Source organism: Streptococcus sp. 1001283B150225_161107_H12, from assembly GCF_015552665.1.
Classification (GTDB): Bacteria; Bacillota; Bacilli; order Lactobacillales; family Streptococcaceae; genus Streptococcus.
In genome coordinates this window covers 15,958-42,309 of sequence record NZ_JADNFC010000008.1, presented here as the reverse complement: position 1 = coordinate 42,309, position 26,352 = coordinate 15,958, and the positions used below count along the sequence as shown (strand labels likewise).

Below are 26,352 nucleotides of genomic sequence, written 5' to 3'. Positions count from 1 at the left end.
GAAGTGACTCTTTGTTAAAGAAGCCATCATACCAACATGTTATAGAGGGTTTCATTTCCATTTAGGTTAATGAAAGAAGGGTCAAATTGTTCAATCCGATTGATCAGACCTGCATAGTCATGCTTATCTGCCAAAGCAACCCCAATCAAGACTGGGCCAGTCCCCTTACTTGCTCGTTTGATGTACTCAAACCGCGTGATATCGTCATTTGGTCCTAAGATATCATTTACAAATTCTCGAAGAGCTCCTGGACGTTGCGGGAAGTTGACGATAAAGTAGTGTTTGATACCATCATAGATCAAAGCTCGCTCTTCCATCTCTGGCATCCGGTTAATATCATTGTTCCCCCCAGAAATCACACAGCAAATGGTCTTTCCTTTGATATACTCTCTCAACACTTCTAAAGCCGCTACACTGGCAGCTCCAGCTGGTTCTGCAACCAAGCCTTGCTTAGAATAAAGATCAATCAAGGTCTCAGAGATCAAGCCCTCGTTGACGCCAATCAAGGTCTCAACATTTTTTTTCGTTGCCTCATAAGTCAACTGGCCTACCTTTTGAACAGCAATCCCATCCGCAAACTTATCAATCTGTTTGAGTTTTACCGGGCCTCCAGCTTCAAAGGCTGCCTTCATCGACCGAGCCCCATCTGCTTCAATTCCAATAACCTCGATGTCCGGCGCTTGTTCCTTGATATAGGTAGATACTCCGGCGATGAGGCCACCTCCACCAACTGGTACTAACACCGCATCGAAGTCGATGGACTCTTTTTTAGCTTCCTCTAGAATTTCGTAGGCTACAGTTCCTTGACCTGCTTGGACATTGGCATCATCAAATGGATCAATGAAGGTACAGTTTTTAAGCTCGGTATATTCCTGCGCAGCCTTAGAAGAAGCATCAAAAGTATCTCCTACTAATTTAATGGTCACATATTCTCCACCGAAGAAACGAACCTGGCTAATCTTTTGCTGAGGTGTCGTAATCGGCATAAAGATGGTCGCTGGGATTTTCATCTCCCGGCAGGTGTAGGCAACTCCTTGAGCGTGGTTGCCCGCTGAGGCACAGACCACTCCTCGTTCTCTCTCTTTCGCATGTAACTGAGAAATCGCGTAGTAGGCTCCACGAATCTTAAAGGAACGAACCCGTTGCGCATTTTCCTTCTTTAAATAGATTTTTGCTCCATACTTTTCGGATAAATAATGATCATAATCTAAGGGAGTCTCAACAACCACACCCTTTAAGACCTTGTGGGCTTTTATGATATCTTTCGATGTTATCATGGTCTTCCTCTTCTTCTCCTTATTTCATCTAATTATATCAAAAGACTGCAAAAATTTCAGCGTGTTTTCCAAATTTTCAGAAAAATCACCCAAAATGTTCGATATGCCACGTCTCTTCATACAGATTCTGCTAAATGGTTGAAAATACCTTCCAATCCATCTCTGCTATTGATGAAAAAGAAGTTGGGATTTCTCCCAACTTCACCATCACCTCATTAGTTATAGATTTTAAAGGCGTCGTCGTCATTTTTTCCAACGAATGGCATTGCTTTACGCAATTCAGCACCAACTTTTTCGATTTCAAGGTTAGCCGCTTGTTCACGGTAAGCAGTCAATTTTGGACGACCAGCTTTGTAGTCGTTCACAAAGTCGTTGGCGAATTTACCATTTTGGATATCCGCAAGAACGGCTTTCATGTTTTCTTTCACTTGTTCAGTGATGACACGTGGACCTGACACATAGTCACCGTATTCAGCAGTGTTTGAAATTGATTGACGCATTTTCTTGAATCCACCTTCGTAGATCAAGTCAACGATGAGTTTCATTTCGTGAAGTACTTCAAAGTAAGCCAATTCTGGAGCGTATCCAGCTTCCGTCAAGACTTCAAAACCTGCTTCGATAAGGGCAGTCAAACCACCACAGAGAACGGCTTGTTCACCAAACAAATCTTCTTCAGTTTCTTCTTTGTATGTTGTTTCCAAAAGACCAACACGTGCTGAACCAACACCTTTACACCAGTCCATAGCGATATCTTTAGCATTTCCTGTAGCATCTTGGTAGACAGCGTAAAGCGCAGGAACACCAAATCCTTCTTCATACGTACGACGTACCAAGTGACCAGGTCCTTTAGGCGCACACATGAAGACATCTACATCTGCAGGAACTTTGATGAATTCGAAGTGGATGTTGAAACCATGTGCAAATCCAACAGCATTACCAGCTTCCAAGTTTGGAGCAATTTCTGCTTCGTACAATTCTTGTTGGATTTCGTCTGGAGCCAAGATCATGATGACATCAGCCAATTTAGTTGCTTCTGCTACTGTGTAAGTATCAAAACCATCTTCTTTTGCTTTATCAAAAGATTTACCTGGACGTACACCGATAATCACATCATGACCTGAGTCACGCAAGTTTTGAGCGTGGGCATGACCTTGTGAGCCATAACCGATAACGGCGATTTTTTTACCGTCAAGTGCTGCTACTTTTACATCTTTTTCGTATTCCATTTGAACTGCCATAGTTTTTTCTCTCTTTTCTATTTTTATTGCCTCTTAGGCTGTTTTAACAAATTTAGGTTGGATTTTAATCGCGGGTAAAGCCAGTTGCACCAGTCCGTGCGACATTTTTAATCCCATAAGGACGAATGACACGCAAGAGAGCTTCGTTCTTCTCTGCATTTCCTGTCATCTGCACGGTGATGGAGCTTGGAGCCACGTCAACCACAGTCGCGCGGAAGGGCTGGATAATAGCCAACAATTCTGCTCGTTTCTCTGCTGGTGCAGAGACCTTGATCAGAATAACTTCACGCTCTAGGTGAGGTTTATCTGTAATGTCTCGGACGCGAATTACATCGACCTGGCGATTGAGTTGCTTGATGATTTGTTCGACTTCATCATGAGATGCAACATCGATGATGATGGTAATCCGCGATACATTCGGATTTTCTGTCGCTCCCACTGAGATGCTCTCAATGTTGACTTGTCGTCTAGACAAGACACCGGTAAAGCGGTTGAGAACCCCAGACCGGTTTTGAAGTTTGGCTGTTAACATTCTACGCATTAAACTTCACCCCCAACATCTCATGATTGCTCTTACCAGCTGGTACCATTGGTAGAACGTGTTCTTTCCGAGAAATGTCAATCTCGATGAACATTGGTACATCTTCGGTAATGACTTCCAAATCCTTCTCGAGGGTCTCGGGATTGTCAAATTTGTAGTTCTTAATCCCATAGGCTTGCGCCATCAATTGGAAGTCTGGCAAGGTTTCAAAGACGGACTCTGATGTTCGTCCATCATAGAAGGCTTCTTGCCACTGCCGAACCATCCCAAGTGAATGGTTATTGAGCATGATGACCTTGATCGGAATCTTGTAAACATTCAAGATTGCCAATTCTTGGTTGGTCATCTGGAAGCCACCATCTCCGACAAAGAGCACGACTTCTTTGTCTGGATTGGCAATCTTAGCACCAATTGCAGCTGGTACACCGAATCCCATGGTCCCTAGACCACCAGAAGTCACTAATTGCCGTTCGTTTTGATATGGGTAGTACTGAGCTGCCCACATTTGGTGTTGGCCAACGTCTGTCACGACGATGGCATCCCCCTTGGTCAACTCACCCACGCGTTCAATAACTGCTTGGGGTTGGACCACGCGTTCTTTCTTATCGTAAGAACGAACCCGGTTCTTATCTTTTGTGACCTTCTCGATCCATTTCTCCGTATTGTTGTGAACGACTGGCTCTGCCAACAATTGTTGTAGAGCTTTCTTCGCATCGCCAACGACGGGAATATCGACTGCAATGATTTTACCAATCTCTGCTGGGTCAATATCAATATGAGCGACTTTGGCATTCTTCGCAAAGGTCTTTGGATTTCCTGTCAGACGGTCATCGAAACGACAGCCAATACTGATCATGAAATCCGCTTCGGTCATGGCAATGTTGGCCGCAAAGGATCCGTGCATCCCACCCATTCCAAGGAAGAGAGGATGGTTTGTCGCAATCGTTCCCTGACCTAAAAGGCTAGTCACTACAGGGATCTGATAGCGTTCTGCTAAGGCTACCAATTCTTCTGCCGCTTCCGCATAGCTAACGCCACCCCCAGCCAAAAGGACTGGTTTCTTAGCCTTGCCCAATTGCTTCAAGATTTTCTTAATCTGCAATTCATTTGGCTCAATGGTCGGTTGGTAACTTGGAATGTTGATTGCTGGGTTGAATACATAATCTGTTTCTAAGGCAGAGACATCTTTTGGAAGGTCAATGACGACAGGGCCTGGACGACCAGTTGTCGCAATATGGACCGCTTCAGTAATAATCCGTGGAATATCTGCTGTCTCTCGTACTTGGTAATTGTACTTGGTGATCGGCATGGTAATCCCAACAATATCTGCCTCTTGGAAGGCATCCTTCCCGATACCGGAACGGTTGACCTGTCCAGTAAATACAAGAAGAGGGACACTATCACTCATGGCGTCAGCAATACCTGTAATGGCATTGGTTGCCCCAGGTCCACTAGTGACGACTGCGACACCCAACTTTCCAGTTGATTTGGCGTAGCCTTCCGCTTCATGCAAACACCCTTGTTCATGTCGACCAAGAATGTGTTTGATCCCTTTAAAACTATAAATAGCATCGTAAAGGGGCAAAACCGCTCCACCTGGGTACCCAAAAATGGTATCAATCCCAAGATCTCGAAGCGTTTCTAGCACAAGCTCTGAACCTGTCTTTGCAGTTTCTAAGGTAATTTTCTCCATGTCTCTCCTTTCTGTTTCTTTGATTATCAAATGAGCATGCTACTATCATATCATTTTTGGAAAATATTTCAAGTAAAAATCACAAATTTTCTGAATTTTCTATCCAAATCCGAATAATGAGAGCTCTCCTAAAAAATTGACAAATCTAATCAAAAAAGAGGCTGGGACAAAAGTCCTAGCCTCTCAATTGTCTTTGGATTGTCGAGCAAGACGCAGTGGTTGAGTGGGCTCTACTACGCTGATTTCATCAGCTTTTACAGCCCTACTCAACTGTGCGGAGGTGGGACGACGAAATCGAATTCTAACCAATTACCGATTTCTGTCCCACTCTCTTTTCTTCCTTATAACCAACCCTTTTCTTGGGCAATCTTTGCTGCCTCAGTCCGATTCTCTGCATTTAACTTGGTCAGAATGGCTGACATATAATTGCGGATGGTCCCGTTAGAGAGAAATAATCGATCAGCAATTTCTTGGTTGGAAGCTCCTTTGGCGACTTCTTTTAGGACTGCTTGCTCCTGAGAACTTAGAGGATTGGGATGGGTCAAGATTCCCTCCATTAATTCAGGAGAATATTCTTTTTGACCTGCCAAAACGGTATGAAGGGTCCCCATCAAGTCCGTGATCCGGCGTTCTTTTAAGACATAGGCATCGACTCCAGCCTTCAGGGCCCGCTCAAAGTAACCCGGTCGCTTAAAGGTGGTAACGATGACAACCTTGAGCTGGGGTTGTTGACTTTTGGCCCATTCCAACACTTCTAGCCCTGTTTTGATGGGCATCTCAATATCTAAGATAGCAATATCAACTGGATGGGTTTCGAGTAAGCGAATAGCTTCTTGCCCGTCTCCAGCCTGCAAGACTTCTTCTACATCCTCTTGCAAAAGCAAGAGCTGGCAGAGGGCATCGCGCAACATACTTTGGTCTTCAGCAACTAATAAGCGCATCTTATTTCCTTTCTTGATAGGGGATCCGTATTTCTATGCGGGTTGGCTTGTGACGACGACTGATCTCTAACTCTCCTCCCAATAAGGCAATCCGTTCGCGGATCGAGTGCAGATCCTTATCGGAAACTTTACTAAAGCCGATGCCATTGTCTTCTGCAACCATTTCTACACCTGTCTCGGTGGAGCAATAAGAGAGAAAGGCCTGCGTCGCTTTGGCATGTTTGATCATATTAGTGGCTAATTCCAGAGACACCATGGCCAGAGCAGACTCTAGGATCGGCGAGATGCTAGCTGTATCGAGCTCATTCTGAATCTCCACTTTGACTTGCGCCACTTCTAGCATTTGCTGGACAGTTTCTAGCTCTCTTGTCAGGGTTCGCTGCTTCAAGTTCTCCACAATCTCTCGGACTTGGTGCATGGACTCTTGACTGATAGCTTGAATCTCTTGCACCTGCTCCTGCGCCTTCTCAACCTGACCCAATGCTAAGAATTGATCAGCTAGGTCCGCCTTGACACTGAGCATGGCAAAGGTGTGTCCTAGACTGTCATGCAGATCGCGGCCAATCCGATGGCGCTCGTTTTCTGCCAACAAGAGATTGATCTGGGCATTTTGCTTGGCATGGTCAGCTTTCAACTCTTCCACCATCCGAATCCGAATCATGCCGTAGGTCATGGCATGGGTAAAAAAGAAAATAATGATTAAAAATACCCATTCATACTCCATCGCACTCTGTTTGAAAAAGATGGCCCCAAAAAGCAGGAATTGCGATAGAAAAACTGTCCAAAGATAGGGAGAGCGAAAATTGCGAATCTCAAAGTGATAGACCAATAGGTTGCTGATGAAGAAATAAAACCAAAAATAGTTGGCGTTAATAAAAAGAGTATTTCCTGCTACATAGGCTAGGAGGTATAGCCAACAAATCCAGGTCAGCTTTTTGTTTTCAGTAATCAAGACTCCTAGATAGGAAGCAATAAACAAGAGGGCTAAAAAGAAGTGCCAGTAGGGGACCTCCCCTAATAAAATAGAGATAAAGGGAAAGCCCATAAAGACTAGGCTAGCGTAAAACATATAATGGATACGCTTGAGTTTTTCAATCATGAACGAACCTCAGAATGACGACGATAAACAATGACAAGGGTAAACAAGACCAGGGTAAACAAGGTTAAATAGACACTAGCGAGAACATTGATCTGCCCCTTGTTTAAAAAGGTCTTGATCAGCTCCATCAATTGATAGGTTGGTAGGCATTTGCCGATGGCTTGCATCCATTCTGGAAAGAGACTAATCGGCATCCATAGGCCACCCATAACAGCAAGCCCCATGTAAAGGAGATTGCCCACAACAGACATCAATTGACTGGAAGGAAGCAGGGTCAAGACCAGACCGATAGCCACAAACGCTAGGCTCCCTAGGATAAGAATAAAGGCCGACAAGACCCAATCTTGTAGGGACATATTCACATGACGCACCACGTGGCCCACGGTAAAGACGACCCCAATCGATAGGAGAAAATCGACAAAGAGACCCACAACCTTTATTAGATAATATTCTACCATAGATACCGGGGTATGGCGCAAGACTTTTTGCCAATTGTTGAGTCGATCGGTTTCAAGAACTGTTGGAAAAGAAAAGATAGCCGTAGACATCATGGAAAAAGCCGTCATAGAAAGGAGATAATCCCTCATAAAGTGAGCAGGTGCTCCTGGCGTTTCCTGGTACATCCCTGAAAAAAATAGATAAAAGGCCGTGGGCATCCCAATTGATAACAAGTAATAAATGGCTTGGCGTCGAGTCAAATGCCACTCAACCACGCCGAGAGCTTTCATGCGTTTCATCTTCTCTACCTACTTCCTTTGTATTTTCAAAAATAGAATCCAATAAACTTCTATTAGTCACTTCGATCTCTTGGATCGAACATCCTTCTTCCTGCAATCGCCTCCACAAACGATTAGCGTCGCCTGTCACAACCTGAAGGGCATCCGGTTTAATGACCACTTGACCAATCCCTTCCATCTCGGCCACTAGAGCTTTGTAACGCAAAGGCAGGGTGAAATGTTTTTCTACCTCTTCGCTTCTCATAGCGAGAGGTGTCGTATCCCGAAGCAAATGGCCCTGGTGCAAGACCAAAATCCGATCAGCTGTATGTTCTACTTCCTCGATGTAATGGGACGAATAGACAATAGTCACACCTTGGTCCTTTAAATGCCCGACGATCTCCCAAAAGCGTTGGCGAGTGGACGTATCCATGGCAGCCGTTGGCTCATCCAAAAATAGGAGACTGGGACGACCAATCAAGGTCAGGACAAAGGATAGGAGACGCTTTTGCCCACCAGACAGCTTACTGGCTAATTGCTTCTTTTGTTCTGGAGTAAAACGCAATAAATCATCGATGGCATTGACCGTTAAAGGGTTGGGATAAATGGAGCGAAAGAAACTGATCAGTTCCTGCACGGTTAGCTTTTGCACGATGGCATTCTCTTGAGGGAGATAGGAGATACTAGCCTTTAACTGAGGATGACCAGGAGCTTTTCCCTCTACTTCAATAGTTCCAGAAGTCACCTTCCTATCTCCTAGGAGGCAATCCATCAAGGTTGTCTTCCCTGCCCCGTTTGGCCCAATCAAGGCCAGACAGTCCCCTCTCTCAACTGTGAAAGAAAGATCTTCTAGGATCACCTTTCCTCTGATACTTTTGTTCAAGTTATCAACTCTAATGACACTCATGGGACTCTCCTTTCAACCAAATCTGGCCAGCTGGAATGATGACATAGACGACCAAGGTCACTCCCCAAACCGTTTGGAAAAACCAGCTAGGAAAATGGGCAGAAAACCAGCCCGTCACCATCTCAGTTGCCCAAAGGAGCAAACACAAAACAGCTACCAATCCAATTTCAAGTTTCTTTTTCATTGCTCCATCTCCTTTTTAACAGCCTTGATCATTTTTAGACCTTCTTGGACCGCCCAGCTCATGATGCCAATCCCAGCAAATAATTCCCAAGGAAAATGGTAATAGAGGCTATCGTCCTTTGAAAAGATCAAATAGACGACCATCCCAACCACTGTTAACGTAAATACTTTATAGAACCATTGTTTCATTTTTCCTTACCTCTTACTTTCTGACTTTATTATAGCGAAAGGAATAACAGGCCACTAGATGATTTTGTCACTGGCTGACATGACAAATGTCATGGAAAATAAAAAAAGGCCGGACAAGAGTCCGAACCTATGGTGCTGGGGTTTCTTCTTTGAAACCATGGAGTTTTAATCCTGTGAAAACAGTAGACGCCTTGATGTCTTTTAGGTCACCGATACCAAGATCTTTAAAGTAAGATAGATCTTTAACCTTGTCCCAATCAATGGTTTCCATATCAACAGAGACTGTTGAGGCTAATTTTTTCTCTGGAGTGACCTTATATTCGATACTGAAGCCAGCTGTGTCTTTCAGAGCCTTGTATTCTGAATCTGACTGCAAACCTTCATTGATAATTTTTGTCATTTCTTCAGGACTTAAATTAGCTGAATTAGTGGCAATTTTTTCTGGTAGGGCCGATAAAACATCTAACTTTAATTTCTGAACCTTATCACCTTTTGTCGTGATGGTGTAGCGATGTTGATTGCCATTGATTTCTGCAGTGAGAACCTTGGTTTCTTCCTTTGCCTCACTGGTAACAGTTTCACTTTTTTCTATCGAAGTAGTGGTTGAGCTTTTTGATGTTTCTGTGGACTGGGACTTAGTAGCACAACCCGTCATCACAAAAAGCAAAGCTCCTAAAAAGCAGATTACCTTTTTCATTTGCTTTTTTCTCCTATTTCTATTTTTCTAAAGTATAACATATCAAATAAAAATTGTCTAAAAACACCTATCTAATCGCTTTCATAAAGCTTTTTTTATCAAAAAAAGGGCCAAAAAATCATTTTTTGGCTCTTTTTCCTGCTATTTTTGAAATTTTTTGATTATTCAACGCTAAACAAATATGGGTAAACTGGTTGATTTCCTTGATGAATTTCGACTTCGACGTCCTCATATTTAGCCATCAAGTTTTGAGCCAAGTCATTGGCTACTTCTTCTTTACCATCTTCACCGATATAAATCGTGACAATTTCACTATCTTCGTCTAACATCTTGTCAAAGGTTGCTGTCAAGGTTTCCATCATATCTGGATTGGAAACGACGATCTTACCATCAACCATTCCAAGATTGTCGTTTTCATGGATTTCAAGACCATCAATAGTGGTATCACGAACGGCTGTCGTCACACTACCTGAAACAACATCTTCCAGTGAAGCGCTCATGCGTTCGTAGTTTTCTTCGATCGACTTGCTCTCATCAAAGGCAAGAAGACTGGTCAATCCTTGAGGGATGGTCTTCGTCTCTACGACTGCTGCTGGTTGCTCAATGACTTCTGCTGCAGATTGAGCCGCCATCAAGATGTTCTTGTTGTTTGGCAAGATAATGATGTTGCGCGCATTCAACTCTTCAACAGCTTTGACAAAGTCTTCTGTTGAAGGGTTCATAGTTTGACCACCAGAGATGATGTAATCCACTCCTTGCGCTTTGAAGATATCCGCTAAACCGTCACCCGCAACGACTGCAATAATCGCATATTCTTTTGCTTCAGCTGGTTTCGCTTGACGTTCTTCTTTTTCAACTTGTGCTTCGTGCTGGTTGCGCATGTTGTCAACTTTTACTTTGACCAAGCTACCATATTTCAATCCTTCTTGCATAACAAGACCTGGATCTTCAGTATGGACGTGGACTTTGACGATTTCATCATCGTTAACGACTAATAGAGAATCCCCAAGATTGTTCAAATAATTACGGAATTCGTCGTAGTCAAAGTCTTTGACATAGGTTGGACCTTGTTTCAAAGCGACCATGATCTCTGTACAGTAACCAAAGGTAATATCTTCGGTTGCCACATGACCTGCTACGGACTTGTGGTGCTCTGCGTTGATCATTTCTGACATGGTTGCTGGAGTCGCCACAAATTCTTCAGAAGCGATGAATTCTCCTGTCAAAGCTGATAGGAATCCTTCATAGATGAAGACCAAACCTTGACCACCAGAGTCCACCACACCGACTTCCTTCAATACTGGAAGCATATCTGGTGTTTTGGCAAGGGCTGTTTTAGCTCCTTCAAGGGCTGCACGCATGACTTCTACTGCATCATTGGTAGATTCTGCTTTTTTCTTGGCACCGATAGCAGCACCGCGAGAAACGGTCAAGATGGTTCCTTCTACTGGCTTCATAACCGCTTTATAGGCTACTTCAACCCCTGCTTGGAAGGCTGCCGCAAGAGCTGCCCCATCCAATTCATCCTTGTCTTTGACACTTTGAGAAAATCCTCGGAACAACTGAGAAGTAATCACTCCTGAGTTTCCACGCGCTCCCATCAAAAGCCCTTTCGCAAAGATATTTGCTGCTTCACCAACAGTTGAAGCAGAGCGATCGGCTACTTCTTTTGCACCATTTTCAATGGTCATCCCCATGTTGGTTCCAGTATCACCATCTGGTACAGGAAAAACGTTCAATGAATTGACATACTCGGCTTGTTTATTTAAGCGAGTAGCCCCTGCTTGGACCATTTCTTGAAATAAACTAGTTGTAATTTTAGACACGATTATTCTCCCACAATTTTAATGTTTTGGATATAGACGTTGACTGTATCCGTTGTGATTCCAAGTTGATTTTCTAAACTGAATTTGACACGCTCTTGAATATTTTTTGAGACTTCGCTAATCTTTGTACCATAGCTCAAAACAGTGTAAACATCAACCGCAATACTTCCTGCTTCCGCTGTTTTCACAACGACACCCTTAGAGTAGTTTTCCTTACCTAAGAGAGCTTGGAAATTATCTTTAATCGCGTTTTTGCTGGCCATCCCAACCACTCCAAAAATTTCAGTGGCTGCACCGCCTACAACAGTTGCGATGACATCATCGGTCAATTCAATTTGACCATCTTTTGTATTGATTTTTACTGTCATAATTTCTACCTCAAAAGTATTTTATATTCTATTTTACCATAAAAGAGGGCGCGTGTAAAAGGGATACACCTTTCTCCTATCGGTTGATACAAATGTCCAAAAAGAGGAAAAATGAAGAAAAAGAAAAGGGAGTGGGAAAGAACTCTGTAAAATAAAAAAAGTTGAAAAGGTTCCCCAAACCTTTTCAATTTTCCCACCCCCGCGCAGTTGATTAGGAAGTACGAATGTTTCAAACATGAGTAGTTCCAATCAACCACTGCGTCATACTACTATTCCTATCAAAAAGCGAAGGCTGGACACTTTATGCCCAGCCTTCTTTCTTTATTAAACGCGTTCTACTTTACCAGATTTCAATGCACGAGCTGAAGCCCAAACTTTTTTAGGTTTACCATCGATAAGGACAGTTACTTTTTGAAGGTTTGGTTTTACGGCACGTTTGGTTTGGTTCATCGCGTGTGAACGGTTGTTTCCTGATACAGTCTTACGACCAGTAAAATAACATACTTTAGCCATTCTGTTTTGCCTCCTATTAGATCTAATATTACGGATGTGCTAGCACCACATACCGTACTATATTACCAAAAAAACTTTCTCTTGGCAAGACCTTTGAATAAGTTTTTCTTAGATCGGCTTATGAAAAGGAATTCTCACCTACATAGATGATTTCTAGGTTCCCCAGTGAGACCTCTCCGACGATGTAAAAGTCTTTGCTGGTTAAATTGCTAGGATTTTCCTGGTGTTGGATAGCTGACAGAGAACTTTCTACATTGACATGAACCCGCCAGTCGCTCGGGACATAGAGACTCAAACTTCCAAGGGAGACATCCACCGCAAACTGGGCTGACGGCCCTTCGATCCGGCAATTATCAAAATAGATAGAAGCTTCTCCCAAGCTCACATCCGCACTTCCGCCCGTAAAATTCTGGTCATTCAAATACTTGGTCACTGTAGAGAAGGAGACATCGATGTCATTGCCAGCAGTTTGGGAAGATGTTCCTGCTGAGTAGGAGTTCCAAGTTGCTTTTGCTTTTTTGGAAGGCTTGAAGAGAATATTGAGACCGATCACCGCTAAAATAGAAGAAAAGATGACCACCGAATTAGATACTGGAAGAAAATGGTATTGGCCGTTAAGGGAGAAGAGGGCCAAAATCCCATATAGAAATCCCCAACCAAAGTGGCGCTTCAAGAAACTAGAGAGGGAAAGGACTGCGAGCAAGACAACCCAAGCCAGCGTCCAGATACTAATCTCCCATTTTACAAAATAGCCTTGCAAGAGCACCAGAGCTGCTAGGAGGATTAAGAAAATCCCAATTAATTTATTTTTCATTTTGTTACCTCATTTCCTTTAACCGTTCTTTTAAGAGTTGATAATAGTGTCGGGACACGTGTACCTGCTTATGGGTTTGATAAAAGTTTACTGTACTGGTTCCCGAAAAAGATTTTTCGATGGAATAAATCTGCTTGGTATTGACGATGGTCGACTTGGAGATGCGACAGAAAGCAATCGGCAAGATTTCTTCCAACTCGTAGAGTTTTTGACGGACCTCGTAAGCCTCTTCTCTGGTATGACCATAGATCTTTTCACCATCTGTCTCAAAGAAGAGAATTTTTGACACATCTACAAAGTATTCGCTGCGATCCTTGTAAAAGGTCAAGGGCGTCATTTTTCGCTCCAAGATCAACTGTTGCAAGCGGGCGACATCTTCCGTCAATCGAGGAGCCCGAATGATCATTTCTGGCTCATCCATCTGAGGATCTAATTCGATGCGAACTTTCATAGGACTCCTTTCTTAACCTTTGTTAGTAACATTATAACAGCTGTTCAAAATCTTACAAGTCCTTTTCAGTAAGTGGTTATTTTCAGCCCCTAAGTGGTTCTTTCAGACAGCTAAAAAGGACTTGGTCTGAAGAAATCTCTTCATGCCAAGCCCCTAGAGCGAATAAAAGCGGAAGCATTATTTTTCTTTTGGTGCATCTGGAAAGAGAAAGCCGAGGCCAAGACAAGCTAAGACACCCGCAGTAATCACGACCCCATTTGAAATCGGAAGAAGATCATAGATGGCATTGGCAATGATGAATCCAATGATGGCACAAATCAAGCTGGACTTGTAGTCTTTCTTGAGTGCATTTTCAAGCGTAAAGAAAACAAACAAGACAACTGGAACCAAGGGCCAAAGATTGGCATCTATTTTCGGGTAACCAATGATACTAAAGGTGATGACGGCGAGAGCTGCAAGGATAAATCCAAAACCAATTAATTTTTTCATGATACTACCTCTTTTTGTATTTATATCAGAAGACTAGCTTCTTTTGATAATCCTACTATAACAAACAGAGGCAAGGGTGACAAGGAAATTTGGATAAGTGGTCAAATTATCGGACTATCTGGTCAAATCTCCGTTCATTCCTAGGCGTTAGAAGACAATATTCGAGGATAACGGAAGGTCAATGAATTACCGGAGAGATGGAGAAAAGGTTTTGGATGCTTTGTCATTTTTGGTACAAATAAAACTTTTCGTAAAACCTGGTTTGGAAAGCATTATTTTCAATTGATTTAAAAATAGCTTCATAACAGTATTTAAGGGCATCCTTACGCAACTAAAATTTCAAAAAATTTATATTAGCTTGATAATTTAGGGAAATTCCAGTATAGTTTTGAAGCGCTTCATTATAACTATATACAGGTTTTCATTTTTTAAAGAATTCTTTTCCAAAAACGTCCCTAAGCCATGAACTAGTAAAATCATACCTATCACCAAACCTTATAATAGTCAAATCTTGAACCTCAGTGGCAGCAACCGATATTTTTATTTCTCTTGGAAAATGTAACTGGCGCAGATTTAGTTTTGTTTTAAGATAAATATCCCCAAACATTTCATCACTGCCTATCACTTTTCCATATTTACTTGCAATTTTGAGACATTTAGAAAACACTTCTTTTTTTGTGCCGGTAACAGACAATAAATTTCTATTTATAAAAATGTACGGTATTAACTTCATTCTTACACTTTCTTATGTGATTTTTTAAGACTGTTATAAATATCTAACAAGGGGACGGACGAAGAGGCGATAGGAGTTTTTCAAAGGTATTTATAATCCTAATCGTTCAGAATCCCAGTTTCCATATTCGTCATACCCAAATCCATCAGGATCCATTGCATCAATTCCACATTGCTCTAGAAACCTAGAACAGTCATGACAATAATAAGACTCATAGCTTTCATCGCTACCTTCCCAATCAATTTCATGCTTGGAAAACAACTCACCACACTCACTACATTCGTATAATTTTGACATAATATAAACTCCTATTTTTAATAAACAAGTATATGAAGCTTCTACATTATCAGACTCAGCCTGATCCATAGCAAATACTGTTACTTCGACTATTTTTATTAACGAAATTAAAGGATCATCTTACTTTTCTCTTAAACAGTTTACAACAGAAAATGCATTGACTATCCCAATTTTATGTTTTTTATTAAGCAATTTTACACATTCAGAGAAACTCAAGCTGTGCTCTTTTATAAATTCAATTTCTTCCCCGCCATTCTTAATCATATAATCTGTAAATTTTGATGCAATAATATATCTTCTAACAACTAAATAGATCATTCCAATAATCAACACAATATTAAGCATTACTTGTAAATTCATTATGACTTTCCTCCTATAATGGAACGGCAGGGTATACACTACCTCAAAACACTTCTGGTCATGCTTCTGACACAGAATCTAGAACAAACATATGACTCACTTTATTTTTAACAAGCTAATCATTACTTTATTCCTCACTTTCTTAAGAATACCGATATTATAGTCCATTAATTTTAATTTGTCAATTATTTTTTATTTAAATTATAATCTTGACCGAAACAATGCTTTTTTATGTCCCAAATTTCTGTTATAATGTAAATACAGAATTGTAGGTGTCGTGAAATGAAAAAAGAAAAATATCCCTCAAATGAGAAAACAAGACAAATACTGCAAGACAATTTAAAGTCTATTAGAGAAATTTTAAATTGGACAAGTGCTGATTTAGGTGATCTTATTGGAGTCACTAAACAAACTATTAGTAATTTGGAAACAAAGAATAGCAAACTAACCAAACTACATTACATTGCAATACGAACAGTAGTTGATTTTGAAATTGAAAAACTAAAGTCAACCGACTCTGATCGAGCTAAGCGTGCTGAAATGTTATTAGAAGTATTGTCTAAAGCTGAAGCAGAAAATCTAGATTTTGATGAAATCTCTCAGGCTTCTAAATTAATTGTATCCTCTAAGTCTGCTGCTATTGCAGGTACTATAATTGGTGCACTGATCCCTTTTGTTGTCAATGGATTTAATAAAAAAAAATAAATAAACGCAAAATTGGATTCTAAATATCATCAAAAAATAAAAAGCTCCTCTTTTAACTGTGACAAGTTTCAAAGAGAAGCTTTTTATTGTGTTTTCCGAAATAGAAGGGAAGTGTTGAAGTATGTATTCTTAAAAACAAGAAAAATCTAATTAAATCATTCAAGCACTATAAAGTTAATGCACTATATATCAAGAATGATGAGATGATCTATTTCTTTTCTAATTAATCTTTTCTATAAAATTCAACTTTATTTATAAAGCCATCGTCTGTACTTCTTCCAACATACTCTGCTCGGTAAGGCACATTATTAATATTGAAAATAACCAGATCATCCTTAGGAACTTGATTAATATATTCATACGGCTTGTTATGATCATCCACTTCAGCAAAATAGAGATTATTCTCCAGTAGACCATCTACGTCATAACTTTCAGGTTCTTGTTCATAAACTAGTTTCATTAGCTTTGGTTGGCCATTTTTTGTTTCTTGAATATAGAAGGGGATACCTACTGGGCGTCTAGGAACTTTATGGTAAAAGTCATTAAATGAAAAATCTAAATAACCAAATTTAGTAATGTCAAAATCTTTTAAACTTCCAATTAAAAAGCAAAGAAGATATAAAGTGTTATTTCTAATACGCTCCACTTCTTCAATATCTTCTATGTTGTGTTTATGAAAATACCCATTGCGAACTGATTCTCTATAATCGTTCAAGAGTTCCGTCAATATCGTTTTTCCGTCCTTACTTATTTCCCAACAATCGTTATTTTCATTCATGTAATTTATTAGAGAACCTAAACTAGTATCCATGTATTCAAGGTTTTGAGATTTAGCTAATATTTTATTTCCATTCGGCTTTATTTCATCTGTTCTATTAGTTGCTTTGAATTCTTTGTTTACCAGGCGACGATTTTTCGTTTTAATCCATTTTTTTCTTTCATTAGTGTTCATCTGGTATTCTAAAAGCCGGTAAAGAAATTGTTCAATTGTTTTTAAATACCCCGCTACAACAGAAGTATAATCAAAGTTACTATTATCAACTAATACTTTATACAAATATTCAGAAGTTAGGTAGGACTTAGCAAAATCTGATTTTCCTAATAATACTTCAGCTTTACCCTTCTCTAAATTTGAATTAATTATATCTAAGTCACACTCTTCTAGATTGTTAAATTTTTTTGGGGAATTATAACTTAGTGCTTTTAAATTGACGTTTTGTAAATTCTCTCTTAAATCAAGTCTAACTTTAGCTAGATTAGACATGCTTAATCTAGGAATCACATCAAAACCTATTAACTTTTGCATATCATCTATCGCTTTTGTTAAAGTTGTTAAAAAGTATTGATATATATTTTCATTGATGAACTCATCTAAAAAATTTTTAATTGAATAATGATATATATCTATTATTTTGGAATATGAGTTTGATACAATATTCATATCCTTTGAAAAATGTAAAATAATTACTTTATCAATTCGAAAATCATTTAGTAACTCTCTAAAAACATCATCTCCATCATCTATATCATGTAATTCAGTATACCGAACACCAATTTTAATATTTTCCCTCTCAATAATAAATTGAAATGGATAACAATTGTATTCCTCTATAGCCGAATTACTAAAACTTACACATCTTCTTATACCTTTTAGCGAACTTGTAATTTTATAACTACTCTCATTCAGTAATTCCTCTAAAATAGGATTTATTAAATAGTTTCGGATATTTGATTGAAGATCTTTTACATATATCTGATAAATATAAAAATTATCAGAGGCAATATTAAATAGAGGAAAGTCCGATCTATATCTAGATTTATCTTTTACATTTCTTTTGTAATTCCCGTAAATAAATTTACTCCCAAATATTTCTTTAAAATTTTCAGCATGCCCTTTTATAATATCTTGGTATCTATCTAAAACCATTTTTACTCAATTCTTATCTATAAATTTTAAATAAAAAGCATACAGTAAAACTGTATGCTAGCCTTCCAGCCTTTGATTATTGCACTCAATTTTCTTGAGTACAATATCTTTTACAGCTAAGATGGCAACTGTTGCTAGCTCAATAAGAGCAAGGGTTGTTTTGTTATCCATTTTCATGGTATCTCCTCCTTCTGGGCAACTCTAGGTTGCCAAAAATAGAAGTCGCAACATAGTAACATTGTAAGCGTTTTTCTTAGAGTTGTCAACTGTTATTGATTCCTTCAAATACAAAATTGATCTTTATAATACGTCAGGCAGAATTATCACCCGTATTTTAATTTTAGAAAAATAGATATTTCTTAGAAAGAAAACTAAAAAATTGATATAATTAGCTATATTATAAACAAATCAAAGGAATTTCTTCTATGACTACATCAATAAATGTTGACAAAAGAAGCGTCAAACAACTATTAGAGACTGGAAAGAATAAAAGATTTATTATTCCTGAATATCAACGACCATATGCTTGGTCAGACGAACAAATCCAAGTTTTATTCGATGATCTAACTGAATACACACTCAATACAACAGAAGATGAAAATAATACTTACTTTCTTGGCACAATAGTTTCATATGAAAATGATAATAAAGAACAGGAAATAATCGATGGGCAACAGCGTATAACAAGCCTCTTATTGCTATTGAGAGCTATTTACACTAAATTAGAAAGTGGTGGTCCTGAGACTAATTTCTTGAAAAGTCAAATCGAGCCAACAATTTGGAAACAAAATCCAACTACAGGAGTTGTTAATTTTGATGAAATCCTTATTAGTTCCCGGGTAATGGGAGAGGAAGGGAATCAAGAATTTGCTAATATACTAGTCTCTGGAAAAGCAGATGAAAAATCACATAGCAACTATGCTAAAAATTATAGATTGCTCCAGCAACTAGTTAATGAATATGCTGCAGATAATCCATTGTCCTTTTATAACTTCATCAGTAATATCTTAAATCAAGCTATTCTTCTCCCTATTACAGCCGATAGTCAAGAAACAGCACTAACTATTTTTTCAACTCTAAACGATAGAGGACTAGCATTATCGGATGCCGATATTTTTAAAGCAAAAATTTATAATCACTTGAATTCAGATGAAAAAAAGGAATTTATAGAACTCTGGCAAGAACTAGATGAAGAAGCTACAAATGCTGGGGAAAGTATTCAAAAGTTGTTTTACTACTATATGTTTTACTTGAGAGCAAATGAAAACGATCGCAAGACAACTACTCCTGGTATTAGAAAATATTATGCAAAAAATAATTTCGAAAAACTGTACTCACAAGATTTAATGCAAAACTTAAATGCCATTTTAAATTTGTGGATAGTGATAAATAATAAAGTCTCACTAGAAAATGAAAAATGGTCCGAAAATATGGAAATAAAACAAATATTGGATGCTCTGACCTCTTATCCTAATGAGTTCTGGAAATATCCTGTTGTTATTTACTATTTACACTATCATCATAAAGACACATTTGAAGATGATTTTCTTATTTTTGTGAAGAGATTATTAGCAGTTCTTTCTGCAAGATATATCATAACACCAACAATTAATGCCGTCAAAACTGGAATCTTGAATTTAAATGCAGAAATAGTTAACTCATCACAACCCAGATTCAATTTCAGCAAAATCGATGAGAAAGAATTGTCAGATAAAATCAAAAATGCGAATCGTAATACAGTGAAGATGATATTAAATATCATAGCTTATCAACATCAATCGGAATTATTACCAGAAAAATGGGAAATTGAGCATATCCTTCCCCAAAAATGGCAATCAAGTTATTTCCCAACAAATTCAGATTCTGAAGTCAAAGAATTAGTTGAACATATTGGTAATAAGATTCCCATTGAAAAGAAGCTGAATATTAGCGCAAGTAACGGATACTTTGCTAAGAAAAAAGAAAGCTACAAGAAGTCCAAAGTTGGCGTCTTACTTGAGTTAAGTCAAAGTAATAACAATTGGGGACTTGATGAAATTAGAGAACGTGATATTCGTATTTCTGATGAATTCGTTAGAATACTAAACGAATGGGGCCTGAATCAATTTGAAGCTAATGTTGAAGAATTATTAATATGTATCCCAGAAGAACGATTTTCAGACTATCTTGATTTTATAAGGATTTTCAAAATGGAAGATTCAAATGAAGCAAGGGAAAAATTTTTAAGCATGTAGCAATCTAACAAAGCACTTTAGCTGATAACACATATTCTGTTACTATCAACTAAAGTGCTTTTTCATGTATTTAGTGGCAATTATGGATACGATTATCTATTTGTATCGTCCCCAACAGTTAATAAGTTTCCGAAAAAGACTTATTTTTCCTGAAAGATGAATATGTTTGTTTTTACAGATTTAAAAACCAGCCCCTTATATAAATAAGATTAACTTTCAATAAATGTTAATGGGTTTCAACGTTTTATAAATCGTGATGCTTCACGAGATTTTTAATATTGGTGAAAAAAATGTTAGCTTATGATAAATCAAAATCGTGTGATACTAATTTTTAATTAACTTTCTTTATAGCCGTTTCTACTACAGTACCATCATCAATTACTAATAATTTTATAAAAGAAATCGCTAAGTAATTTGTATCCAAATTATATTTTTTGTCTAGTTTATTAGTATAATCAACGTTATCCTTTAAGATTATCTTTCTTTCTTTATCGTATACATAAATACCAATTATAGCACTTTTAGAATTTCCATTTAATAAACAATCAATTGTGATTGTCGATTTATTAAATTTTTGTTTATTTTCTAATGTAACATTAAAATCATATACATGGAGATTAGGAATGTTATATATAATACTCTCCGAAATTTTATCCAAGAGTGAGTCTAACATCACATCATCACTAGTTGTTTCTTCATTATTTGGATATACCTTAATTATAAGTTCATTACTATCCGGACGTAGTAAATTTGTAATTTCAAACTCTAAATACCTTTCAAATCCCTTTGAAAAACCAACAAAGGATCCATTTAGCCAGATGTAAAAAGGAAAATTAAAACTTCTCAATTTTAAGATACTTTTTTTGTTAATTAATGTATCTTCAGCCTTAAAATTATTAAATAACGTTACTAATTCCTGTTCATTATTGCTAGTTTTTGTATTAAAAACTGGTATTTTGTATATCCAATTGCTATTTAAATGCATCATATCCATTTGAATATATTCAAATTGTTTTATATCTACATATTTATTATAAAAATAATGCTCAGAATGTTCAGGTAGCTGATTTATTCCTTTTATAATAGAATTTTTTAACCAGCTATATTCCACCTCAAAATTTTTCATCATTTATTCCTCTTTGTAGAACAATATACAATCGTATGCCTACACCTACTTGATCTGCCACATTAAGAAAACAGAGTCTGTTTTACCAGACTCTGCAAAACCTATTTAGTTGCTGGTTGTTGTTGGGTGATACAGTGAATATTACCACCACCATATGCAATCTCTGTAGTTTCAACTCCAACAACTTTACGATCAGGGAACATTGCTTGCACTTGTTCAACCGCTAATGCATCGTTCTCATCACCATATTGAGGGAGAATAATTCCTCCATTCACTATTAAGAAATTCAAATATGATGCGATTGCAACTTCTCCTTCCTCTCTTGGGATAGCCCCTTCTGAAAAATCAATCGTATCTGCATCTTTTAGATAGCACGGCTTCTTAGTAACGCACATTTTATGTACTTTTAATTTTCTGCCTTTTGCATCTGTTTGTTCACTTAGGAATTCAAACGCAGCTTTTGCTTCCTTATAGAAAGGATGGTTTTCATCTTCAGTATAAATACATGCAACTTCTCCAGGTTTTACAAAACATGCTACATCATCAATATGACCATTCGTTTCATATGGGTCAATACCATCTTTCACCCAAATTACTTTTTCACAATTCAAATAATCCTTTAATTTTTGTTCAATTTCTTCTTTTGACAAATGTGGATTTCGACTTGGATGAAGAAGACACATTTCAGTAACCATCACTGTACCTTCACCATCAACGTGAATTGATCCACCTTCTAAAACAAAATCATCTGTTTTATAAGAATCAGTATTTGTTAATTCACAAACTTTTCTTGCAACAAGTGCATCTTGATCCCAAGGGAAATAGAGTCCATCTACTAAACCACCCCATGCATTGAATTCCCAATCTACTGCACGACGTTCACCTTTATCATTTATAAGAAATGTAGGACCACAGTCGCGAATCCACGAATCATCATTTGTCATCTCGATTACTCTTATATTTTCACAATTAAGAGCAGATACACGAGCTATAGCATTTTCAAATTGAAGAGGTGGTACACAAAGTGAAACTGGCTCAAATTCACTAATAGCTTTAGCAACATCTAAAAATGCTTTTTGAGCCGGTTTAGCTCCTAGACGCCAATTATCATTTCGCCATGGCCATAACATCCAAATTTGTTCTTGTTCTTCGAATTCTCCTGGCATTCGAAATCCATCTACTTTAGGGGTTGTCCCCACAATACGTTTAGACATCTCAAGTCCTCCTATTATTGTATTGGTATTTAGTTACTATCATTTTTTGATTTTTTTCACACGAATAATTACTTCACCTAAGATAAGACAAATTAATGAACCGATAGTTACAGGTAATTTATCAGCTAATGTTACTTCGTCAAAAGATAATGGGAATGCTGTAAATAAAAGCGAGATCAAAATCATAATAATTGGAATCACAACCATAATTTTTAAAATAAGATCACTTCCTCCTACTTTAAAAGGTCGAGGGGTTTCTGGATCAATTTTTCTTAACTTATAAAATGCTGGAAAAACTGGTATGTAAGAAAGTAGGAACATAACAAGGTTCAATGAGAAGAACGCCCAAAACAGATCCTGATTTGGCAATATTGGTGCAATGACTACTACAAATGTTGCAACAAAACCATTTGCTAAAGCTGATCCAATTGGCATGTTATTCTTTTTACTACGTTTTGCAAAAAACTTTGGCATATCTCCATTTTCAGCAGCATAACATGCCGTGTTATTCACTCCTAATGACCATGAAATCATATTTCCAAAAAGAGTTAGTAAGAACAGAAATGCCATTAAAATTATAAACCATCCATTTTCTGATCCGGTCAAAAGTTTAAAGCTGTCCATCATACCACTACTGGTAGAAATTTTATCAACTGGAATCGCTACCCCAATACCAAATGCAGAAAATATATAAATAGCCGCAATAACTAGACCTGCAACAATTATAGATTGAGGTATTTGTTTTTTAGGATTCTCCATATCATCCGCACACGTACAAATAACTTCAAAACCAAGTAGATTAAAAATAATAACAGAAATAAATGATAGACTATTTAAATCAAATGATGGTAAAAGTGAATCCAACGTAATTTTATTAGCCATTCCTTTTGTAAAGGCAATGTATAATCCCAAGACTCCTACTAATAGTGCTAATATCATCTTTATAATTGCCGCACCATTGAGGATCCATACGCTATCACTTGCGGGATAAAAGCTTATCCATATAATCAACCAAATAAATACAAGTTCAATTAATAATGTCCAGAACATCGAAAACTCAACACCTGTAATCGTTGTCAACAACCCAGGAGTCATAACAGCTAGTGATGCTAACCACAATGGAAAATTAATCCAATAATACCAGGAGGTCCTTGAGCCCCATCGGTGTCCAAACGCCTTCGTCACCCAATCATAGATTCCACCATCACCTATATAAGTAGTACCTAATTCAGCTGAAATCAATCCGTATGGTAATAAAAAAGCAATTAATAAAAATAACCACCAAAAGAATTGAGAATTCCCAATCGCTGCAACTGGAGCTGCAGCTTCTGCAACAAATACTACACATATTACAGTTAATACTGTAGTAAACAAACTAAATTTTTTCTTTTCTTCCATTTTTTTCTCCTTCCTTTAAGAGGAGAGTTGTAACATCGTCAATTTAAAGTAAATTGACCCTTTTAATTTAAAAATGATTCCAGTTCTGCTTTAGCTACAGATTGTTTTTCAAGATCATATGGATGACGTTTTTCAAAATCACGAAGTAGATAAACTAAGATACCTCGCATTGAAGTTAGACGATTTTCTGCCTCATCAAAGCAAACTGAATTTGGTCCATCCATTACTTCATCAGACACTTCTTCGCCACGTGTAGCAGGTAAACAGTGCATGAATTTACAATTTTCTCCTGCTTTTGCCATCATCTCTGAATCAACATGATATTTAGGATAGAAAACCTTCATACGTTCTTCTTCTGATAATTCTGCTTCATATAGGCCATACCATACATCAGTGTATAAGAAATCTGCACCAATAATTGAATCTATATCATCAGTTACCAAATATTTACCACCTGATAGTTTACAAATTTCATCATATTTTGACTTATGCATATCATTTAATTGGAATCCCTTCGGACCGAAGTGAACAAATTCCATACCCATTTTCAATGTAATTAATCCTAAAGAGAAGCATACTTGAGTTGCATCTCCTACAAATACTACTTTACAATCTTCTAATTTTTTTCCTTTCGGCAAGTTTTCAATAATCGTAATCAGATCTCCCAATTCTTGTGTAGGATGATTATAATCACTCATACCATTAATTACTGGTACTTGAGAAAATTTTGCTAAATCAACTACACTCTTATGACGCTCAACACGTGCCATTATAATATCTGTTAAGCGAGAAACTACGGTTGCTGTATCTTCTAGTGTTTCATGTCCTCCTAGTTGAATTTGACCGGGTGCCAAATACTGTGCGTGCCCTCCAAGTTGAGTCATAGCGGTTTCAAAAGAAATCCGTGTTCTTGTAGATGATTGTTGAAAAATCATACCTAGAGTTTTATTTTTCAACAAAGGTGGGTAATAGCCATTTTTAATACAAGCTTTAATCTTAAGAGATAACTCAGCCATTTCTAAAAGTTGCTCTTTAGAGAACTCTTCTGTTGTAATATAATCAATTTTATTGCTCATAATTGAGACCTCCTGTGTTGTTATGTTTTAATGATATTGCAAAAAAACACAGTTTACGATAAACTAAAAGGTGTAAACCCTATTTTTTTAAAGTTTAAGTACTAAACCCAGTGTTTCTCTTTTAAAAAAATAAATGCTATTTTAAATATAAACTTTTATTTTATTGCTTTTCAATAAAGTTTAGAGTTTTGATTAGTTTCACGTACCAGATGGAGGCTAAGTATGATTGAAATAGTTTATATATACAATGTATTTCTAATAATGCTGTATACTTTGACTTTTGGTTTTGTATTGACATATGCTTTAAATTCCGAAGAGGAAAAGAAATACTTATTTTTTGCAGTTAGCTTATATCTGGTTTTTTTTATATTTGATAATCTGATCCTATCAATGACAGAAATATTCAAAGATTTCGGAAACTCATACAACCAGCACTTTCTAGGCGTCCCTTTTGTTAAAACTGTCATATACCTTGTTAATAACATGTGCCAGTTTTGGATAGTTGCTAAACTGAGAAAAGAAACACCTTCTATAATCCATTACAGCTTTATTTGTATTACTTTCATATGGATGGTATTCCCAATTCTTAATAACTCTCCTTTGAGAGTGTTTATGTACTATCTTCCCAACCAGCTCCTTTTGATTTATACTGGCATATACGCAAAACGAAATCTAATATCTTTAAACGTTAGTAATAGAAATAAACATTACTTAAAAACAATTTCTCATATCGGAGTGATATTTGGATTTCTAATTATCGTAGAAGATCTATTTGTCATTTTTAATATAGATTCATATGACTTATTAAATCTAAGGATTCAAAATAGAAACATATGCGAAGATATGTTCACTATTACTGTTTGTTTTTTGATTATGAAATATATACTTTCTGATTGGAAAATTATTTCAAATGTAGAAGAACAATTAAATTCACTTGATATGTCTAAAAATATCAATAATAATAGTACTTTAGATTTATTCTACGAAAAGCTACATTTAACAGAGCGTGAGCAGGAAATTTTTTCACTATTACTAGAACATAAAAGCAATCAGGAGATTGCTGACCAATTATTTCTTTCAGTTGGAACTGTAAAAACTCATGTACATAATATTTTTATGAAACTTGAAATTACTAAACGAAATCAACTTTTTGAAGTATACAATTCCTTTGAAAACCAACATCCTGAACTATAATAAAGTAATTGATCCCCTAAAAAATAAAGACATCTGATGTACTCGTTATCAGATGTCTTTTTACTTATTCTTATTGTAAAGTATACTTTTGCTAATATTTTTTCAGAAAAATGCATCTTTTCGTGAAAGATCTATTAGATGATACA

28 protein-coding genes are annotated in these 26,352 nt (G+C 37.3%); 3 read left to right on the top strand and 25 right to left on the bottom strand.

Going from position 1 to position 26,352, the window contains the following annotated elements; genetic code table 11:
• Window positions 1-26: 26 nt before the first annotated feature.
• The 20 genes from ilvA to I2C87_RS09470 all read right to left on the bottom strand — a co-directional run bounded on the left by ilvA (window position 27) and on the right by I2C87_RS09470 (window position 15,332).
• Complete coding sequence (gene ilvA / locus I2C87_RS09565; RefSeq protein ID WP_195324786.1) at window positions 27-1,277, bottom strand: threonine ammonia-lyase IlvA; 1,251 nt, start codon at window positions 1,275-1,277, stop codon at window positions 27-29.
• Window positions 1,278-1,492: 215 nt separating this feature from the next.
• A complete protein-coding gene (ilvC, locus tag I2C87_RS09560; protein WP_023027688.1) occupies window positions 1,493-2,515 on the bottom strand; it encodes a ketol-acid reductoisomerase in 1,023 nt (340 codons plus the stop codon).
• Window positions 2,516-2,579: 64 nt separating this feature from the next.
• A complete protein-coding gene (gene ilvN, locus I2C87_RS09555) occupies window positions 2,580-3,056 on the bottom strand; it encodes an acetolactate synthase small subunit (RefSeq protein ID WP_006594976.1) in 477 nt (158 codons plus the stop codon).
• On the bottom strand, window positions 3,049-4,749 hold the full coding sequence (locus I2C87_RS09550) for an acetolactate synthase large subunit (protein WP_048788759.1): 1,701 nt from the start codon (window positions 4,747-4,749) through the stop codon (window positions 3,049-3,051). The genes ilvN and I2C87_RS09550 overlap by 8 nt, the downstream gene beginning before the upstream one ends.
• A 341-nt stretch (window positions 4,750-5,090) precedes the next feature.
• On the bottom strand, window positions 5,091-5,690 hold the full coding sequence (locus I2C87_RS09545; protein WP_129270464.1) for a response regulator transcription factor: 600 nt from the start codon (window positions 5,688-5,690) through the stop codon (window positions 5,091-5,093).
• Between the two features lies 1 nt (window position 5,691).
• A complete protein-coding gene (locus tag I2C87_RS09540; protein ID WP_048714776.1) occupies window positions 5,692-6,789 on the bottom strand; it encodes a sensor histidine kinase in 1,098 nt (365 codons plus the stop codon).
• Window positions 6,786-7,526 carry an ABC transporter permease gene (locus I2C87_RS09535; protein ID WP_195324784.1) on the bottom strand — a complete coding sequence of 247 codons (741 nt, stop codon included), beginning with the start codon at window positions 7,524-7,526 and terminating at the stop codon, window positions 6,786-6,788. The genes I2C87_RS09540 and I2C87_RS09535 overlap by 4 nt, the downstream gene beginning before the upstream one ends.
• The gene (locus tag I2C87_RS09530) at window positions 7,495-8,412 is read right to left on the bottom strand and encodes an ABC transporter ATP-binding protein (protein ID WP_195324782.1); all 918 of its coding nucleotides are present in this window, start codon (window positions 8,410-8,412) and stop codon (window positions 7,495-7,497) included. Before I2C87_RS09530 ends, I2C87_RS09535 begins: the two co-directional genes overlap by 32 nt.
• Window positions 8,399-8,596 (bottom strand): hypothetical protein, encoded by a 198-nt coding sequence (locus I2C87_RS09525; RefSeq protein WP_048691475.1) that lies wholly within the window; start codon window positions 8,594-8,596, stop codon window positions 8,399-8,401. Before I2C87_RS09525 ends, I2C87_RS09530 begins: the two co-directional genes overlap by 14 nt.
• Window positions 8,593-8,784 (bottom strand): hypothetical protein, encoded by a 192-nt coding sequence (locus I2C87_RS09520; RefSeq protein WP_014712940.1) that lies wholly within the window; start codon window positions 8,782-8,784, stop codon window positions 8,593-8,595. The genes I2C87_RS09525 and I2C87_RS09520 overlap by 4 nt, the downstream gene beginning before the upstream one ends.
• 127 nt (window positions 8,785-8,911) lie before the next feature.
• Window positions 8,912-9,481, bottom strand: coding sequence for an SP0191 family lipoprotein (locus tag I2C87_RS09515; RefSeq protein ID WP_154854537.1), 570 nt, complete (start codon window positions 9,479-9,481; stop codon window positions 8,912-8,914).
• Window positions 9,482-9,642: 161 nt separating this feature from the next.
• Window positions 9,643-11,307: a DAK2 domain-containing protein gene (locus I2C87_RS09510; protein WP_048691480.1), complete on the bottom strand. Its 1,665-nt coding sequence runs from the start codon at window positions 11,305-11,307 to the stop codon at window positions 9,643-9,645.
• 2 nt (window positions 11,308-11,309) lie between these two features.
• Window positions 11,310-11,675 carry an Asp23/Gls24 family envelope stress response protein gene (locus tag I2C87_RS09505; RefSeq protein WP_006594986.1) on the bottom strand — a complete coding sequence of 122 codons (366 nt, stop codon included), beginning with the start codon at window positions 11,673-11,675 and terminating at the stop codon, window positions 11,310-11,312.
• A gap of 324 nt (window positions 11,676-11,999) precedes the next feature.
• Window positions 12,000-12,188 (bottom strand): 50S ribosomal protein L28, encoded by a 189-nt coding sequence (gene rpmB / locus I2C87_RS09500; RefSeq protein ID WP_001140948.1) that lies wholly within the window; start codon window positions 12,186-12,188, stop codon window positions 12,000-12,002.
• A gap of 118 nt (window positions 12,189-12,306) precedes the next feature.
• Complete coding sequence (locus I2C87_RS09495) at window positions 12,307-13,002, bottom strand: LiaF transmembrane domain-containing protein (protein ID WP_154858860.1); 696 nt, start codon at window positions 13,000-13,002, stop codon at window positions 12,307-12,309.
• Between the two features lie 4 nt (window positions 13,003-13,006).
• The gene (locus I2C87_RS09490; RefSeq protein WP_195324780.1) at window positions 13,007-13,453 is read right to left on the bottom strand and encodes a LytTR family DNA-binding domain-containing protein; all 447 of its coding nucleotides are present in this window, start codon (window positions 13,451-13,453) and stop codon (window positions 13,007-13,009) included.
• A 177-nt stretch (window positions 13,454-13,630) separates the two neighbouring features.
• Window positions 13,631-13,942 (bottom strand): hypothetical protein, encoded by a 312-nt coding sequence (locus I2C87_RS09485; RefSeq protein ID WP_195324770.1) that lies wholly within the window; start codon window positions 13,940-13,942, stop codon window positions 13,631-13,633.
• Window positions 13,943-14,363: 421 nt separating this feature from the next.
• Window positions 14,364-14,675 (bottom strand): hypothetical protein, encoded by a 312-nt coding sequence (locus I2C87_RS09480; RefSeq protein ID WP_195324768.1) that lies wholly within the window; start codon window positions 14,673-14,675, stop codon window positions 14,364-14,366.
• Window positions 14,676-14,765: 90 nt separating this feature from the next.
• Complete coding sequence (locus tag I2C87_RS09475; RefSeq protein WP_048788774.1) at window positions 14,766-14,972, bottom strand: hypothetical protein; 207 nt, start codon at window positions 14,970-14,972, stop codon at window positions 14,766-14,768.
• Between the two features lie 120 nt (window positions 14,973-15,092).
• Entirely contained in the window at window positions 15,093-15,332 is a 240-nt protein-coding gene (locus I2C87_RS09470) for a hypothetical protein (protein WP_195324766.1), read from the bottom strand.
• A 282-nt stretch (window positions 15,333-15,614) separates the two neighbouring features.
• On the opposite strand from I2C87_RS09470, the gene I2C87_RS10175 reads away from it, so the two are divergent.
• Complete coding sequence (locus tag I2C87_RS10175) at window positions 15,615-16,037, top strand: helix-turn-helix transcriptional regulator (RefSeq protein ID WP_195324763.1); 423 nt, start codon at window positions 15,615-15,617, stop codon at window positions 16,035-16,037.
• Window positions 16,038-16,260: 223 nt separating this feature from the next.
• On the opposite strand, the gene I2C87_RS09460 is transcribed toward I2C87_RS10175, so the two are convergent.
• Window positions 16,261-17,964, bottom strand: coding sequence for a hypothetical protein (locus tag I2C87_RS09460; RefSeq protein ID WP_195324761.1), 1,704 nt, complete (start codon window positions 17,962-17,964; stop codon window positions 16,261-16,263).
• A gap of 425 nt (window positions 17,965-18,389) precedes the next feature.
• On the opposite strand from I2C87_RS09460, the gene I2C87_RS09455 reads away from it, so the two are divergent.
• Window positions 18,390-20,198: a DUF262 domain-containing protein gene (locus I2C87_RS09455; RefSeq protein WP_195324759.1), complete on the top strand. Its 1,809-nt coding sequence runs from the start codon at window positions 18,390-18,392 to the stop codon at window positions 20,196-20,198.
• 331 nt (window positions 20,199-20,529) lie between these two features.
• On the opposite strand, the gene I2C87_RS09450 is transcribed toward I2C87_RS09455, so the two are convergent.
• The 4 genes from I2C87_RS09450 to ptcA all read right to left on the bottom strand — a co-directional run bounded on the left by I2C87_RS09450 (window position 20,530) and on the right by ptcA (window position 25,012).
• The gene (locus tag I2C87_RS09450; RefSeq protein ID WP_229046360.1) at window positions 20,530-21,327 is read right to left on the bottom strand and encodes a hypothetical protein; all 798 of its coding nucleotides are present in this window, start codon (window positions 21,325-21,327) and stop codon (window positions 20,530-20,532) included.
• A 98-nt stretch (window positions 21,328-21,425) separates the two neighbouring features.
• Window positions 21,426-22,538 (bottom strand): agmatine deiminase, encoded by a 1,113-nt coding sequence (aguA, locus tag I2C87_RS09445; protein ID WP_070661270.1) that lies wholly within the window; start codon window positions 22,536-22,538, stop codon window positions 21,426-21,428.
• A 39-nt stretch (window positions 22,539-22,577) separates the two neighbouring features.
• Entirely contained in the window at window positions 22,578-23,936 is a 1,359-nt protein-coding gene (locus tag I2C87_RS09440; RefSeq protein WP_013903609.1) for an APC family permease, read from the bottom strand.
• Window positions 23,937-23,998: 62 nt separating this feature from the next.
• Complete coding sequence (gene ptcA, locus I2C87_RS09435; RefSeq protein ID WP_195324757.1) at window positions 23,999-25,012, bottom strand: putrescine carbamoyltransferase; 1,014 nt, start codon at window positions 25,010-25,012, stop codon at window positions 23,999-24,001.
• Window positions 25,013-25,234: 222 nt separating this feature from the next.
• Between ptcA and I2C87_RS10170 the strand changes: the two genes are divergently transcribed.
• Window positions 25,235-26,206, top strand: coding sequence for a response regulator transcription factor (locus I2C87_RS10170; protein WP_195324755.1), 972 nt, complete (start codon window positions 25,235-25,237; stop codon window positions 26,204-26,206).
• Window positions 26,207-26,352 lie beyond the last annotated feature (146 nt).